General features: G+C 74.1%; 12 protein-coding genes. 7 read left to right on the top strand and 5 right to left on the bottom strand.

The window, feature by feature from the left end; genetic code table 11:
• The first annotated feature begins 25 nt into the window (after positions 1–25).
• Together ACFPZN_RS17545 and ACFPZN_RS17540 are read left to right on the top strand one after the other, a co-directional pair.
• The gene (locus ACFPZN_RS17545) at positions 26–919 is read left to right on the top strand and encodes an alpha/beta hydrolase (RefSeq protein ID WP_378283055.1); all 894 of its coding nucleotides are present in this window, start codon (positions 26–28) and stop codon (positions 917–919) included.
• A complete protein-coding gene (locus ACFPZN_RS17540) occupies positions 916–3,582 on the top strand; it encodes a family 78 glycoside hydrolase catalytic domain (protein ID WP_378283054.1) in 2,667 nt (888 codons plus the stop codon). Before ACFPZN_RS17545 ends, ACFPZN_RS17540 begins: the two co-directional genes overlap by 4 nt.
• 26 nt (positions 3,583–3,608) lie before the next feature.
• Here the strand turns inward: ACFPZN_RS17540 and ACFPZN_RS17535 are convergent, their stop codons facing one another.
• Together ACFPZN_RS17535 and ACFPZN_RS17530 are read right to left on the bottom strand one after the other, a co-directional pair.
• The gene (locus tag ACFPZN_RS17535) at positions 3,609–5,267 is read right to left on the bottom strand and encodes a thiamine pyrophosphate-binding protein (protein ID WP_378283053.1); all 1,659 of its coding nucleotides are present in this window, start codon (positions 5,265–5,267) and stop codon (positions 3,609–3,611) included.
• An 85-nt stretch (positions 5,268–5,352) separates the two neighbouring features.
• A complete protein-coding gene (locus tag ACFPZN_RS17530; RefSeq protein ID WP_378283052.1) occupies positions 5,353–5,949 on the bottom strand; it encodes a TetR/AcrR family transcriptional regulator in 597 nt (198 codons plus the stop codon).
• 88 nt (positions 5,950–6,037) lie between these two features.
• Here ACFPZN_RS17530 and ACFPZN_RS17525 point away from each other — a divergent pair, with 88 nt between their 5' ends.
• A complete protein-coding gene (locus tag ACFPZN_RS17525; RefSeq protein WP_378283051.1) occupies positions 6,038–6,790 on the top strand; it encodes an SDR family NAD(P)-dependent oxidoreductase in 753 nt (250 codons plus the stop codon).
• Between the two features lie 21 nt (positions 6,791–6,811).
• Here the strand turns inward: ACFPZN_RS17525 and ACFPZN_RS17520 are convergent, their stop codons facing one another.
• The 3 genes from ACFPZN_RS17520 to ACFPZN_RS17510 all read right to left on the bottom strand — a co-directional run bounded on the left by ACFPZN_RS17520 (position 6,812) and on the right by ACFPZN_RS17510 (position 10,551).
• Positions 6,812–8,701, bottom strand: coding sequence for a potassium transporter Kup (locus tag ACFPZN_RS17520; protein WP_378283050.1), 1,890 nt, complete (start codon positions 8,699–8,701; stop codon positions 6,812–6,814).
• 66 nt (positions 8,702–8,767) lie between these two features.
• Positions 8,768–9,442: a response regulator gene (locus ACFPZN_RS17515; protein ID WP_378283049.1), complete on the bottom strand. Its 675-nt coding sequence runs from the start codon at positions 9,440–9,442 to the stop codon at positions 8,768–8,770.
• Positions 9,439–10,551 carry a sensor histidine kinase gene (locus ACFPZN_RS17510; protein ID WP_378283048.1) on the bottom strand — a complete coding sequence of 371 codons (1,113 nt, stop codon included), beginning with the start codon at positions 10,549–10,551 and terminating at the stop codon, positions 9,439–9,441. Before ACFPZN_RS17510 ends, ACFPZN_RS17515 begins: the two co-directional genes overlap by 4 nt.
• A gap of 147 nt (positions 10,552–10,698) precedes the next feature.
• Between ACFPZN_RS17510 and ACFPZN_RS17505 the strand changes: the two genes are divergently transcribed.
• The 4 genes from ACFPZN_RS17505 to boxB all read left to right on the top strand — a co-directional run bounded on the left by ACFPZN_RS17505 (position 10,699) and on the right by boxB (position 15,599).
• Entirely contained in the window at positions 10,699–11,619 is a 921-nt protein-coding gene (locus ACFPZN_RS17505; protein WP_378283047.1) for an ABC transporter ATP-binding protein, read from the top strand.
• Positions 11,616–12,377 carry an ABC transporter permease gene (locus ACFPZN_RS17500; RefSeq protein WP_378283046.1) on the top strand — a complete coding sequence of 254 codons (762 nt, stop codon included), beginning with the start codon at positions 11,616–11,618 and terminating at the stop codon, positions 12,375–12,377. Before ACFPZN_RS17505 ends, ACFPZN_RS17500 begins: the two co-directional genes overlap by 4 nt.
• 101 nt (positions 12,378–12,478) lie before the next feature.
• Positions 12,479–14,179 (top strand): 2,3-epoxybenzoyl-CoA dihydrolase, encoded by a 1,701-nt coding sequence (boxC, locus tag ACFPZN_RS17495; protein WP_378283045.1) that lies wholly within the window; start codon positions 12,479–12,481, stop codon positions 14,177–14,179.
• 1 nt (position 14,180) lies between these two features.
• Positions 14,181–15,599 (top strand): benzoyl-CoA 2,3-epoxidase subunit BoxB, encoded by a 1,419-nt coding sequence (gene boxB / locus ACFPZN_RS17490; protein WP_378283044.1) that lies wholly within the window; start codon positions 14,181–14,183, stop codon positions 15,597–15,599.
• Positions 15,600–15,611 lie beyond the last annotated feature (12 nt).

Below are 15,611 nucleotides of genomic sequence, written 5' to 3'. Positions count from 1 at the left end.
GTCGTTTCTCACGAGGGGATGTGGCATGGCCATGAGCGAGGCGGCGGAACGGGCCGTCGCACTGTTCCGCCAGGCGGGCGCGGACCCGGAGGGGTCCACGATCGAGGATCTGCGCGACCGCGACGAACGGCTCTGGGCGCGGTTCATACCGGACGACGCCATCGTGGAACCCGTCGACGCGGGCGGGGTCCCGTCGCTGTGGGTGAGCGTCCCGGGCGGCGACCCCGGGCGCGTCGTGGTGTGGTTCCACGGCGGCGGCTTCACCGTCGGGTCGGCGGCGAGCCGCACCGCACTCGGCGCCGACATCGCCAGGGCCGCGGGCTGCCGGGTGCTGCTGCCCGGCTACCGGCTTTCGCCCGAGCACGCGTTCCCCGCGCCGGTCGAAGACGCCCTCGCCGCCTACCGCTGGGTGAGCGACCTGGTGGGCGCGGGCAACGTGGTGCTCGGCGGCGACTCGGCGGGCGGCGGCCTGGCCGTGGTGACGATGCTCGCGGCGCGCGAGCAGGGGCTGCCGCTCCCGGCGGGCGCGGTACCCGTCTCGGCCGCGATGGACTGGACGTTCTCCGCCGAGTCCCACCGGACGAGCCTGCACCTGGAACCCGTCGTCACCGGCGGGATGTACCGGAAGGTCGCCGACGACTACCTGCGCGGCCACGACCCCCGGGACCCGCTGGTCTCCCCGCTGTTCGGCGACCTGCGCGGGCTGCCCCCGGCACTGCTCCTGGTCGGCGGCGACGAGACGCTGCTGGACGACTCGCGGAACTTCGCGGCGGCGGCCCGCGAGGCCGGGTGCGAGGTCGACCTGAAGGTGTACGAGGGGATGTTCCACTACTGGCACCTGTTCGCGTCGTTCCTGCCGGAGGGACGGGACGCCGTGGCGGCGATCGCGGCGTTCACGCAGGCCAGGACCGGCCGGTGACGGGCCCGGACGGCCTGCGGGTCGAGCATCTGGTGGACCCGCTGGGGCTGACGGAACGGGCTCCCCGGCTCAGCTGGCGGCTGCCCGGCGGCGCCCGGGAGCAGGTGGCCTACCGCGTCCGCGGCGAGACGGGCGGCCGGGCCTGGGACACCGGGCGGGTCGCGTCCGACCGCAGCCTGTTCGTCCCCTACGGCGGGCCGCCGCTCGCCTCCCGGCAGCGCGTGACCTGGGCGGTGAAGGTGTGGACGGACGCGGGCGAGAGCCCGTGGTCCCCGCAGGCGTCCTGGGAGACGGGCCTGCTGGACGCCGCCGACTGGGAGGCGTCGTGGATCCGCCCCGCCGAGCCCGGCGGCGTCCCTCCGGCCGGCTCGCGGCCCGCCTACCACCTGGCCGGGGAGACGGTCGTCGAGCGGCCGGTGGCGCGGGCGCGGGTGTACGCCACCGCGCACGGCGTCTACGAGCTGTTCGTCAACGGCGCCCGCGTCGGGGACGCCGACCTCGCCCCCGGCTTCACCGCCTACGCCACCCGGACGCAGGTGCAGGCCCACGACGTCACCGCGCTCGCCGGGCCGGGCCGGGTCGTCCTCACGGCGGTGCTCAGCGACGGCTGGTACCGCGGCCGGACGTCCTTCCACCGGCTGCCCGACGGGTTCGGCGACCGCACCGCCTTCCTCGCCCAGCTCCACCTCGACCACGACGACGGCACCACGACGGTGTTCGGGACGGGCCCGGACTGGCGCTCGGCGACCGGCCCCATCACCGCCGCCGACCTCTTCGACGGCCAGGAGACCGACCTGCGGGCCGAGCCCGCGGACTGGTCGCCGGTCGTCGCCGAGCACCGGCCGACGCTCCTGGTGTCCTCGCCCGCCCCGCCGGTCCGGCCGCTGGAGGAACTGCGGCCGGTGGCCGTCACCCGGCCCGCGCCCGGCCGGACGATCGTCGACTTCGGGCAGAACCTCAACGGCCGGGTGCGGCTGTCGGCGCTCGGGCCGCGCGGGACCTCGCTGCTGCTGACCCATGCCGAGGCCCTCACCCCCTCCGGCGACGTCGACACCTCCAGCGCCGAGACCGCGCTGCCCTGGTACGAGGCGCCGCGCGGCCCCCAGGGCGACCGCGTGATCTCGGCCGGGCGGCCCGGGGAGGCGTTCGAGCCGCGCCACACCCGGCACGGCTTCCGGTACCTGCGCGTCGACGGCCCCGAGATCGGGCCCGGCGACGTCACGGCCGTGGTGCTCGGCTCGGACCTGCCGCGCACCGGCTGGTTCCGGTGCAGCGACGACCGGGTGAACCAGCTGTACGAGATCGCGTTCTGGACCTTCCGCAACCAGCAGTGCGACGTCCCGCAGACCGAGATCACCCGGGAGTGCGCCGGATGGACGGACTGGGGCTTCAACCTCCCGGCCGCCCGGCTCCTGCACGACGTGTCGGGCCTGACGGTCAAGTGGCTGCGGGACCTGGCCTCCGACCAGTGGCCGGACGGGACCGTCCGCAACTACGCTCCCGATCCGCTGGGCCCGCGCAGCCTCACCGCCCGGTTCGCGATCCCGCACGGCCAGGCGGGCTGGGGCGACGCGGCCGTGGCCGTGCCGTGGGAACTGTGGCGCGGCTACGGCGACGAGCGGGTGCTGGCGGAGCAGTTCGCGTCCATGACGGCGTGGGTCGACCGCGTGGCCCGCGAGGCCCGCGACCGGCGGCACCCGTCGCGGGCGGCGGCCCGCCCCCAACCGGCGCCGCACGAGGAGTTCCTCTGGGACACCGGCTACCACTTCGGCGAGCACCTCGAGCCGGGGAAGGGCAACGCCGACACCGGCGACCCCGCCCTCACCGTGGGGCCCGACCTCGACGCGTTCATGAAGGAGGCCGTGGAGCGGGCGCAGGAGAAGGACCCCGCCGTGTTCGCGACCGCCTACTTCTACCGGTCGGCCGATCTGCTCGCCCGGATCGCGGGCGTCCTCGGCCGGGACGCGGACGCGGTGAAGTACCGCGCGCTCGCGGACCGGGTGCGCGCCGCCTGGCAGGCCGAGTTCACCGGCCCCGACGGCGTCCCGCTCGACGACGCCCAAGCCACCCACGTCCGCGCCCTGGCCTTCGGCCTGGTCTCCGAGGAGGCGCGCGAGCGCGCCGCGCGCCGTCTCGTGGAGCTGATCCGCGCAGCGGGAAACCATCCCGGCACCGGCCTCCCGGCGACGCCGCTGCTGCTGCCCGTCCTCGCCGCGACGGGTCATGCCGACGTCGCCTACGACCTGCTCCTCCAGGAGACCTCGCCGTCCTGGCTCACGGTGATCGAGCGCGGCGGCACCACGTTCTGGGAGGAATGGGACGGGATCGCCGCCGACGGCTCGACCCACCAGTCGCTGAGCCTGCCCACCCGCGCGACCCTGGTCGAGTTCCTGCACGCCCATGTCGCCGGGATCCGGCCGGTCGGCCCGGGCTACCGCCGCTTCCTGGTCGCCCCGCAGCCGGGCGGCGGCCTGACCTGGGCGGACGCCCGGTTCGACGCGCCCTACGGGCGGATCCGGTCGGCGTGGCGGATCGAGGACGGCGCCTTCTCGCTCACGGTGACCGTGCCGCCGGGGACCACGGCGGAGATCGTCCTGCCGGACGGCAGACGCGCCGAGGCCGCCGCCGGCACCCACGCCTTCGGCCCCGGGAGCCGCCCGTGAGCGAGGTCATCGACGTCGGCCGCTGATCACGACCGGTTCCCGGCGGCCTCGGTGTGCACGGTCGGCGCCACGACCGCCGGGTCGGTACGGGCGTCGACCACCGCGGGCCGTCCCGAGGCCAGCGCCGCCGCCAGCGCCCCCGCGACCTGGTCCGCCTTCTCCACCACCTGCCCGTGGCAGCCGAACGAGGCGGCCACCGCCGCCAGGTCGACCGGCTCGAAGCGCCAGTTCCTCTCCTCGGGAGTGCCCTCCCTCCAGAGGACGGCCTCCTGGTTCATGCCCGCGTTGTCGTTGACGACCACGACGATGTTCACCCCGTAGCGCCGGGCCGTCTCCAGCTCCGCCACGTGGTAGTAGAAGCCGGCGTCGCCGGTCAGGCAGACCACGGGACGCTCGGGCGCCGCGCACTTGGCGCCGATGGCCGCGGGCAGCGCCCAGCCCAGGGACCCGGCCGCGCGGATGAACGCGTGCCCCGGCCCGAGGTGGAGGTGGCGCGCCGACCAGGCCCCGGCGTGCCCGGTGTCGGCGACCACGATCGCGTCGCCGGGCAGCGCGTCCGACACCGCCCGCCACAGGCTTTCGGGCCGGAGCGAGGGATGGTCCCCGGCCTCGACGGCGCCGGCGCGCTCCCGCCACCGGGCGCGCAACCGCGACACCCGTGCCCGCCAGGGCTCCGGGGTCCGCGCCGACATCCGGCCGTCGAGCTGCTCCAGAACGGTCCTGGCGTCGCCCACCAGGGGGATCACGCCGCGCCGGCCCCGCCCGGCCTCCTCCGGATCGATGTCGATGTGGGCCACCGGGCACCCGGCGGCGGGCAGCGTGAAGTTCCTGGTCGTCATGCTGCCCAGCGAGCTGCCCACCACCAGTACCGCGTCCGCCTCGGCGAGCGCGGTGTTGGCCTCGTCGCGCGCGTAGCTGCCGACGACCCCCGCCCACAGCGGATGCTGCTCGGGAAGGACGCCCAGGCCGTTCAGCGACGCCACCGCGGGCAGCCCCCACCGGTCGGCGAACCCGGCGAGCACGGCCTCGGCCCCCGAACGCTTGACGCCCCCGCCGATCAGGACGAGCGGGCGGCGCGCCTCCGCCAGGAGCGCGGCGGCCTTCCGCACGGCCTCCGGCTCGGCCGGGGCGCGGACGGCGGGGGCGCGGGTGTACCGCGCGTCGAGGACGGCCTCGCCGTCGGCCGCCTCGCCGCCCACCGCATCGCCCACCGCACCGGCCAGCTCCAGGTGCACGGGCCGGGGGACGCCGCTGGTGGCCGCCCGGTACGCCTGGCGGACCAGGTCGGGAAGCCGCTCGCCCCGATCGATCACCGCGTTGAACTTGGTGAGCCGGTCGAACACGGGCATGTCGTCGTGCTCCTGGTACACGTTCCGGTGGCGGGTCTCCGCCCGCGGCCCGCCGGTGAACGCGATGACGGGGGTCCGCGCCAGGTAGGCGTCCCGGAGCCCGGCGGCGAGGTTCGTCCCGCCGATCGCCTGCGCGCCGCACAGGCCCGGCCGGCCGCTGACCCGCGCGTACCCGTCGGCCATGTAGGCCGCGGCCTTCTCACCGTGGGTCACCACCGGCGTCACGCCCAGCTCGATCAGCCGGCTCATGGCGTGGTGCGCGAACACCGGGACGTGGAAGAAGTGGGTGGCGCCGCTGTCGGCGATCATCGCGGCCAGGGCTTCTTGAGGCGTCATTGTTCCCACCCTGGAGATGCCCGCCGACCTGGGCAAGAAGGCACTTTTTCCTGCCCTGGGCACCCGCCGATAACCGTGGCGGGGTTCAGCCCCCGGCGGTGCGGAGGTAGGCGAGGCCGGCGTCGAGCGCGGCCTCGAGGTGGGCCGTGCTGCCGGTGGACATCTGGATCACCACGCCGCCCTGGATGCCCGCCAGCAGCGCCGCCGCGGTCCTGTCCGGGGGCAGGGTCCGGGAGACCTCGCCCGCGGACTGCATGTGGCGGACCCCGGCCGCGATCTCGTCCTGCCACTGCCGCATCAGCTCGGTCGTCACGGCCTGGGCCGCCGGTGTGACGCTGCCGAGCTGGGAGGTCAGGACGTGCAGCGGGCAGCGCCGGCCCTGACTGCGGTAGCGGTCCACGACCGCGTCCCGCCAGGCCGTCCAGGCGTCCCAGGAGGTCAGATCGCCCAGGTAGGGCTGCTGGTCGTCCAGCACCTTGCCGGCCTCGAACCGCGCCACGGCCAGCAGCAGCTCCTCCCGGCCGCCGGGGAAGTAGTGGAAGAGCTGGCTCTTGCTGGTCCGGGTCCGGGCCCGGATGTCGTCCAGCGTGGTGTCGACGACGCCGTTCTCGCGGATCTGCGCGGCCGCGCCCTCGACGATCCGCCGGCGGGTGGCCTCGCCCTTCGGGGTCAGGGTCCGCATGCGCACCTCCCAGGATTGGACTTGCCGGTCCAATTTTAGCGACGCATCCTGAACGCCGAACCACCCGACACCGGATGAGGAGTCCCACGTGACCTCGAACCTGAACGGCCGTACCGCCCTGGTGACCGGCTCGACCGACGGCATCGGCGCGGCGGTCGCCCGCACCCTGGCCGCCGCGGGCGCCCACGTCGTGATCAGCGGCCGCGACACCGCCCGCGGCGAGAAGGTGGCCGCCGGCATCGCCGAGCGGGGCGGGCGCGCCGACTTCGTCCGCGCCGACCTGTCCACCGGCGCGGGCGTCCGCGACCTGGCCGCCGCAGCCCACCGGCTGGCCGGAGGGCCCCTGGACATCCTGGTCAACAACGCCGCGATGCTCCTGAACCCGACGCCGACCGCCGACGTCGCCGAGGAGGTGATCGACGGGGCCCTGGCGGTCAACGTCAAGGCCGCGTTCCTGCTGACCGGCCTCACCGCCCCCGCCATGGCCGAACGGGGCGGCGGCGCGATCGTCAACCTCGGATCGATCTCCGGGCTGTTCGGCTCGGGCGGCTCCGCGCTCTACAGCACCACCAAGGCGGCGATCCACTCGCTCACCAAGTCCTGGGCCGACGAGTACGGGCCCTCCGGCGTCCGGGTCAACACGGTCGCCCCCGGCCCCACGTTCACCGACAAGGTCGCGGAAATGGCCGACCACCTCGCGCCGCTGATCGCCACCCTCCCGTCCCGGCGTCCCAGCACCCCCGAGGAGGTGGCCAAGGCGGTGCTGTTCCTCGTCGGCGACGACGCCGCCAACATCCACGGCGCCACCCTCTCGGTCGACGGCGGCCGCTCCGCCATCTGACCGGCGGAGGGCGGCCCGCGCTCAGAGGTCGACCTGGGTGCCCATCACGACCGTGCGCGACTCGGGCAGGGAGAAGTACTCGACGGGGCTGGGGGCGTTGTGCGCCAGCGCGAGGAACAGCTTCTTGCGCCACCGGGTCATGCCGGGCTCGCGGCTCAGCCGCAGCGTCATCCGCGACACGAAGTAGGAGGCCCGGTCGGGGTCGATGTCGAGTTCGGGATCCAGCCGCGTGGCCGCCAGGCGCAGCGCCGCCGGGAGATCCTGGTGCTCCTTGAAGCCGTACCGGGCGGTCAGGTGGACGATGCCGTCGTCCCGGTAACCGAGGTCGTCGGCGCTGATCCGCCCTTCGGCCGGGATGTAGGGCACGTTCTCCGACACCATCGAGACGATCACGACGTGCCGGTGCACGACGCGGTTGTGCTCGAAGTTGGCGCGCAGCGCGAGGGGGGCCGTGGCCTTGGTGGGATGCGGGAACACCGCCGTCCCCGGCACGCGGACGGCCTCGCTCCCGCGGAGTCCCTCGACGAACTCGGGCAGCGGGCCCTCCTGGGCCGTCCGGCGGGCCGTGACGACCTGGCGACCGCGCTGCCAGGTCGTCATCACCGTGAACACCGCGATCCCGATCAGCAGCGGCAGCCAGCCGCCGTGCGCGATCTTGGTCAGGTTCGCCGCGAAGTAGGTCAGCTCCGCGCCGCCGATCACGACCCCGAACACCGCCAGCCGCCAGGCCGGCCACCGCCACCGCACCCGCGCGATCACCAGGAACAGCGCCGTGGTGATCAGGAACGTGCTGGTGACGCTCACCCCGTAGGCCGTCGCCAGGCGCTCGGAGGAGGGGAAGCCCAGCATCACCGCCAGCACGCCCGCGAACAGGATCCAGTTGACCGCGGGCACGTACACCTGCCCGGCCGCCCGCGGCGAGGTGTGCCGGATGCGCAGGTGCGGCAGGAGGCCCAGCCGCACCGCCTGGCGCGACACCGAGAACGCCCCGGAGATCACGGCCTGGGAGGCGATCACCGTGGCCGCGGTGGCCAGCACCACCATGGGCAGCCGGGCCCACCCCGGGAAGAGGAGGAAGAACGGGCTGGCCCGGTTGGCGGGGTCGTCGAGGATCAGCGCGCCCTGGCCGAGGTAGTTCAGCGTGAGCGCGGGGAACACCAGGCCGAACCAGGCGCGGCGGATGGGGCCCTTGCCGAAGTGGCCCAGGTCCGCGTACAGCGCCTCGGCCCCCGTGATCGCCAGGACCACGGCGCCCATGGCCACGAAGGCGACATAGGGATGCTCCAGGACGAACCCGGCGGCGTAGGTGGGCGACAGGCCCGCCAGCACGCCGGGCCGCCGGACCACCCCGCCCAGCCCCGCCAGCGCCAGCGCCGCGAACCACACCACCATGATCGGCCCGAACAGGTTCCCGACCCGGTGCGTGCCCCAGCGCTGCGCCGCGAACAGCGCCGTCAGGATCACCGCCGCGACCGGCACCACCATGTGCGACAGGCCCGGGGCGCTCACCTCCAGGCCCTCGACCGCCGACAGCACCGAGATCGCCGGCGTGATCACGCTGTCGCCGTAGAACAGCGACGCGCCGAGCACGCCCAGCGCCATCAGGGCCGCCCGGCCGCGGACGTCGCCGAGCACCCTGCGCACCAGGGCGGCCAGGGCCATGACCCCGCCCTCGCCGTCGTTGTCGGCGCGCAGGACGAAGGTCACGTACTTCACCGAGACGATCATGGTGATCGTCCAGAACACCAGCGAGATGACACCGTAGACGTCGGCGCCGGTGGGCCGGACCGCGCCCTGGTCGATCGAGAACACCGTCTGCAGGGCGTACAGCGGGCTGGTGCCGATGTCGCCGTAGACGACGCCCAGCGCCACCAGCAGCATGGTGGCGCGGCCGCGCCTGCGTTCGGTCATGGCCGGTACCTAACCGAATGGACGCCGTGCAAGCCTGCCCACGCCGGCCCGCGCCGGGAGCTCCGGTCAGGGCCCGGGGCCGGGCGGCCGGTCGGTAAGCAGTCCGTGGTGCAGGGCCCTGAGGACGGCGAGGGTCCGGTCGCGGACGCCGAGCTTGGTGAGCAGGCTGGACACGTGGTTCTTCACGGTGCCCTCGGCCAGGTGCAGCGCGGCGGCGATCTCGCGGTTGGCGTACCCGCCGGCCAGGAGCCACAGCACCTCCTGCTCGCGCTCGGTCAGCGGCTGCGGCGCCGGGAGCCCGTCGATCCCGCCCGGGTCGGGGAGGCGCCGCGCGGCGCGCAGCAGCCGTTCGGTGAGGGCGGGCCGGATGAACGTGCCGCCCCGCGCCAGGGTGCGGATGGCGTCGATGACCTGGTCGAGCGTGACGTCCTTGAGCAGGTAGCCGTGCGCGCCCGCGCGCAGCGCCCGCAGCACCAGCTCGTCGTCGTCGAACGTGGTCAGCACGAGCGTGGGGACCATGATGCCGCGCTCGCGCATGGCGGTGAGCGTGGCGATGCCGTCCCGCCGGGGCATCCGGAGATCCAGCAGCAGGACGTCCGGCGGCGCGGCCTCGACCACGGCGAGGGCCTCGTCGCCGTCGGAGGCCTCGGCGGCCACGGTGACCTCGGGGGACAGCTCCAGCAGATGCCGGATCCCCTGGCGGACCAGCGTCTGGTCGTCGACGACGCACACCCGGATCACGGCGCCGGCACCCTGGCGCTGAGCGTGAAACCCGACCGGGTGTCGAAGGCCACCGTCCCGCCGAGCTGCCCGATGCGCTCGCGCACGCCGGTCAGCCCGTGGCCGAGGCGCAGGACCGAGGCGCCGCGCCCGTCGTCGCGGGCGGTGAGCACGATCTCCCCGGTGCCGGAACGGCCCACCTCGATCCACAGGTTCTCGGCGTCCCCGTGCCGGATGGTGTTGGTGACCGCCTCCTGGACGCAGCGGATCAGCGCGGCCGTGCACGCCTCGTCGGCGTCGACGGCGGCGTCGACGTCCAGGTGCACGCGAGGGCGCGGCAGGTCCGCGACGATCGCCGCGAGGGCGCGGCCCAGGTCGGGGGTGCCGGCGCGCAGCTCGCCGACCGCGGTGCGGACGTCGCCGAGCAGCTCCTTGGCCAGGCCGCGGGCGCGTTCCACGTGCGCGCGGGCCGGCGGTTCGCTGCGGTGCGCGGCCACCTCCAGTTCGAGGGCGAGCGCGGTGAGCTGGTGGCCGAGGAGGTCGTGCAGCTCGCGGGCGATCCGCAGCCGCTCTCCGGCGCGGCTGGACTCGGCCAGCAGCGCGGAGGTCGCCCGCAACTCGGCGTTGGCCACCGCGAGGCGGCGCCGCGCGGCCGTCTCCCGCTGCTCGCTGCGCACCGCCCACACCGTGCAGACCTGCAGCGTTCCGTAGATCAGCCCGGTCAGCGCCACCTCCGCGAACGTGCCGTCCAGGAGCACCGCCGCGGTCGCGGCCACCGCGCTGTTGGCCGCCACCACCGCGACGGTGACGCGCCGCGAGGCCAGGTGCGCCGCGAGCCCGGCGACGAACACCAGCAGGATCGACGTCCAGCCCGCCCGCGGCGCGGTCAGCACGGTCGCGGCCCCCGCCACCGCGACCGCGACCGGCAGCGGCGCCCCGCGCGGCACGTCGTCCCGGAACGTCAGCGTGAGCAGGCCGAGGAATCCGAGGTAGCAGCACCACCAGAGCCAGGGCGGCCCGATGGTGGGCCGGTCGCCGGCGAGCTGGGCGAGCAGGACGGGCGTGCCGATCAGCAGGCACACCGCCAGCAGGCTCGCGGCACCCCAGCGTTCCAGGTGGGAGTCGGCCATGACTGGAAGGGTACGGCCCGCGCCGGGCCGGGCGACCGTGCCGGAAGTCATGGGTGCGGGTCCTGACGTCCGGCACGCGCCCCCGCGCCCGGTCGCCGCCTAGCGTTGCGGACCGCCGATGGCGATCCGGACCGGGAAGGGGACGCGATGGCGGTGATCGAGGTGGACGGGCTGCGCAAACGGTACGGGGAGACCCTTGCCGTCGACGGGGTCTCGTTCGGTGTCGACCAGGGGGAGATCTTCGGCATCCTCGGGCCGAACGGCGCGGGCAAGACCACGATCGTGGAGTGCGTCGAAGGGGTGCGGCGCCCCGACGCCGGCCGGATCAGCGTCCTCGGGCTGGACCCGTGGCGCGACCGGGCGAAGCTCAGGAGGGTGCTCGGGGCGCAGATGCAGGGCGGGGCGCTGCCGGAGAAGCTGCGGGTCGGCGAGGCCCTCGCGCTGTACCGGTCGTTCTACGCCGACGGCGCCGACCCGGAGGGGCTCCTGGCCGATCTGGGGCTGACGGCCAAGCGCGACACCGCCTACGAGGACCTGTCGGGCGGGCAGGCGCAGCGGCTGTCGATCGCGCTCGCGCTCATCGGCAGGCCGCGGATCGCGGTGCTGGACGAGCTGACGACCGGCCTGGACCCGCAGGCGCGCCGCGACACCTGGGAACTGGTCGAGCAGATCCGCGACACCGGCGTGACGGTGCTGCTGGTCACCCATTTCATGGCCGAGGCCCAGCGGCTGTGCGACCGGGTCGCGATCGTCGACCGGGGGCGGCTGGTCGCGCTGGACACGCCGGGCGGCCTGATCGCGGGGCTGGACGCGCCGCGGCGGGTGCGGTTCCGGGCGGCCGCGCCGTTCGACCACGCGGTGCTGACCGGGCTCGACGAGGTCGCCGAGGTCGGTGCCGAACGCGGCGAGACCGTGGTCACCGGGACCGGCGACCTGCTGCACGCGGTGAGTTCGGCGCTGGTGCGCCACGGCGTCGTGGCGACCGAGACGCGGCTGGAGCACGCCACCCTCGACGACGCCTTCCTGGCCCTGACCGGCCGGCCCTTCGAACACCGGGAGAAGGAGTGAGCGAGTACCGGCTGCCCCCGCGCGCGTGGGCGCTGCTGACCTGGACCGAGGGCAAGCTGGTGGTCCGCGACACCGCCGGGCTGATCGTGCCGCTCGGGCTGCCCGTGCTGATCATGGTGATGAACGGGGCGGGCTCCGACGGCGAGGGCAGCGAGCACTTCCGCGGGCTGCCCGCCCTGGACGCCTACGTCGTGCCGATGACGCTGGTGATGGTGGTGGCGCTGATCGGCATCGTCAACATGCCGGCGGCCCTGGCCGCCTACCGCCGGACGGGCGTGCTGCGGCGGCTGTCGGTGACGCCCGCGCATCCGGCGCTGGTGCTGGTCGCCCAGGTGGTGGTCAGCCTCGCGCAGACGCTGGTCGGCGTGGCCCTCGCCCTGCTGGTGGCCCGGCTGGGGTTCCAGGTGTCGATGCCGCGCGGGGCGCTCTCCGCGATCGGCGTGTTCGCCCTGGTGACGGTGGCGATGTACGCGCTGGGCATGGTGGTGGCCGCGCTCGCGCCGACGCCGAACTCGGCCGTGGCCGTGGGGCTGGTGCTGTTCTTCGCCACGATGGCCGTCGGCGGCGGCTTCGGACCGCGCGAGAACCTGCCCGACTGGCTTTCCAGGATCGGCGAGTACCTGCCCTATGGGGCGGGTCTGGAGGCGTTGAGCGCGTGCTGGACGGGGGTGCCGCCGGGCGCGGCGCACCTGGGCGCCCTGGCGGCCTCCGCCGTCCTGGCCGCGGCGGTGGCCGCCAGGACCTTCCGCTGGAACTGACCGCGCCCGCGCGGCCGCATCGCCTATTACTCCACAAAGCCTTGACGTTCCACTAGAAGTTTGTTGAGTATTGGTGGCATCGAGACACCGGAGGGACTTCGATGACCACCTTGGCGAGCGATCCGGCCGCGCGGCAGCGGAGCGCGCGTGTCGACTTCCGGACGGACCCGCCCCGCTACCGCCACTGGCGGCTGGCGGTCGACGGTTCCGTCGCCACGCTCACGATGGACGTCGACGAACAGGGCGGTCTGGTGCCGGGGTACGAGCTGAAGCTCAACTCCTACGACCTGGGCGTGGACATCGAGCTGTACGACGCCGTCCAGCGGCTGCGGTTCGAGCATCCGGGCGTGCGGGCGGTGGTGGTGACCAGCGGCAAGGAGAAGATCTTCTGCGCCGGAGCCAACATCCGGATGCTGGCCGGATCGCCGCACGCGTGGAAGGTGAACTTCTGCAAGTTCACCAACGAGACCCGCAACTGCATCGAGGACGCGACCGCCAACTCGGGCCAGACCTACCTGGCGGCGCTGAACGGCACCGCGTCCGGCGGCGGGTACGAGCTGGCGCTGGCGTGCGAGCACATCGTGCTGGTGGACGACCGCTCCTCCGCGGTGTCGCTGCCCGAACTGCCGCTGCTGGGCGTGCTCCCCGGGACGGGCGGGCTGACCCGGGTGGTGGACAAGCGCGGTGTGCGCCGCGACCTGGCGGACTACTTCGCCACCAAGGCCGAGGGGATCGGCGGGAAGAAGGCCGTGGCCTGGCGCCTGGTCGACGAGGTCGTCCCCCGGAGCGCCTGGGAGACGACCGTGGGGGAGCGCGCCGCCGCGCTCGCCGAGCGCTCCGACCGTCCCGCGGGCGCGCGGGGCGTCGCGCTGACGCCGCTGGCCAAGACCCGGACCGACGACCGCATCGGCTACCGCCACGTCAGCGCGGCCCTGGACCACGCCCGGGGCGCGGTGGAGATCACCGTGCGCGGCCCCGAAGGCGACGCCCCCGCCGACGCCGCCGGCATCCATGCCCAGGGGGCGGACTTCTGGACGCTGGCGGTCGCCCGCGAGCTCGACGATCTCATCCTCGATCTGCGCACCAACGAGCTCGAACTCGGCAGCTGGGTGTTCCGCACGGCCGGGGACGCCGAGCGGGTGCTGGCCCATGACGCGCTGCTGTGCGAGAGCCGGGACGACTGGCTGGCGCGGGAGATCGTCCTCTACCTCAAGCGGACGCTCAAGCGGCTGGACGTCACCAGCCGCAGCCTGATCGCGCTGGTCGAGCCGGGCGGCTGCTTCGCCGGGTCGCTGCTGGAGATCGCGCTGGCCGCCGACCGCACCTTCCACCTGGCCGGGGTGTTCGAGGACGTCGATCCCGGCGCCGATCCCGCCAGGCTCGTCCTCGGGCCGATGAACCTGGGCCCGCTGCCCATGGGCAACGGCCTCACCCGCCTGGCCACCCGCTTCCTGGGCGACGCCGGGGCGCTGGCCGCCGCCGAGGCGGCGCGGGGCCGTCCGCTGGAGGCCGAGGAGGCCGAGCGGCTCGGGCTGGTGACCTTCGCGCCCGATGACATCGACTGGGAGGAAGAGGTCCGGATCGCGATCGAGGAGCGGGCCGGTTTCAGCCCCGACGCCCTCACAGGGCTGGAGGCCAACGTGCGGTTCGCGGGCCCCGAGACGCTGGAGACCAAGATCTTCGGCCGGCTCACCGCCTGGCAGAACTGGATCTTCAACCGTCCCAACGCCTCCGGGCCCGACGGCGCGCTGCGCCGCTACGGGACCGGGCGGCGCGCCGACTTCGACCGGAAGCGAGTCTGAGATGAGCATCGCCGCCGACTACTCGGAGAAGATTCCCAACAACGTCGACCTGCGCGAGGACCGCCGCCTCCAGCGGGCCCTGGAGTCGTGGCAGCCCAACTTCCTGTCCTGGTGGGAGTCGATGGGCCCGGCGCTGCCCACCCAGGACGTCTACCTGCGCACCGCCGTCAACGTCGGCCGCGAGGGCTGGGCGCACTTCGGTCACGTCGCCATGACGGACTACCGGTGGGGCATCTTCCTGGCCGAGCGGAACCAGGAACGGCGCATCGCGTTCGGGCAGCACAAGGGCGAGCCGGCCTGGCAGCAGGTGCCCGGCGAGTACCGCGCCGATCTGCGGCGCCTGATCGTGATCCAGGGCGACACCGAGCCCGCGAGCGTGGAGCAGCAGCGCAATCTGGGCGCGACCGCGCCGAGCCTGTACGACCTGCGCAACCTGTTCCAGGTGAACGTGGAGGAGGGCCGTCACCTGTGGGCGATGGTCTACCTCCTGCACGGCTACTTCGGGCGCGAGGGGCGCGAGGAGGCCGAGGAGCTGCTGCACCGCAACTCCGGCAGTGAGGAGTCGCCGCGGATCCTGGGCGCCTTCAACGAGGAGACGCCCGACTGGCTGTCGTTCTTCATGTTCACCTACTTCACCGACCGGGACGGCAAGTACCAGCTCGGCACGCTCAAGGAGTCCGGGTTCGACCCGCTGAGCCGCACCTGCGAGTTCATGCTCAAGGAAGAGGCCCACCACATGATGGTGGGCACCACCGGCATCGACCGGGTGGTGGAGCGCACCGTCCAGCTCATGCGCGAGCACGACACCGACGACGTCGCCGCGCACGGCGGCATCCCGCTCGACACCGTCCAGAAGTACCTCAACTTCCACTACTCGGTCTCCCTCGACCTGTTCGGCGGCGAGACCTCCACCAACGTGGCGAACTACTACACGGCCGGGCTGAAGGGCCGCTGGATGGAGGAGCGCCGCAAGGACGACCACCGGCTCATCGACGACGCGATCCTGGTGGACGCCCTGGTCGACGGGCGGATCGCCCGGACCGAGGTGGCCGCCCTGGTCGGTCTCAACTCCGACCTGCGCCGCGAGTACATCGCCGACTGCCAGAGCGGCGTCAACCGGTGGAACCGGATCCTGGAGGCGGGGGGCGTCGCGCGGCGGCTGCGGCTCCCGCACGTCGCCTTCAACCGCCAGGTCGGCGCGTTCGCCGGAATCCAGGCCTCGCCCGACGGGGAGATCCTGCCCGAGGGGGAGTGGGAGCGGCGCAAGGGCGGGTGGCTGCCCACCGAGGTCGACAAGACCCACGTCCGCTCCCTGATGCGGCCGGTGTACGAACGCGGCAAGATCGCCGCCTGGATCGCCCCGCCCCGCCAGGGCATCAACGGGCAGCCGTTCGACTACGACTACGTCCACCTCGCCTGAGCCGGGACGGCA

This window comes from Actinomadura rugatobispora, from assembly GCF_042656285.1.
GTDB lineage: Bacteria > Actinomycetota > Actinomycetes > Streptosporangiales > Streptosporangiaceae > Spirillospora > Spirillospora rugatobispora.
This window is presented reverse-complemented; position numbering and strand designations above follow the sequence as displayed.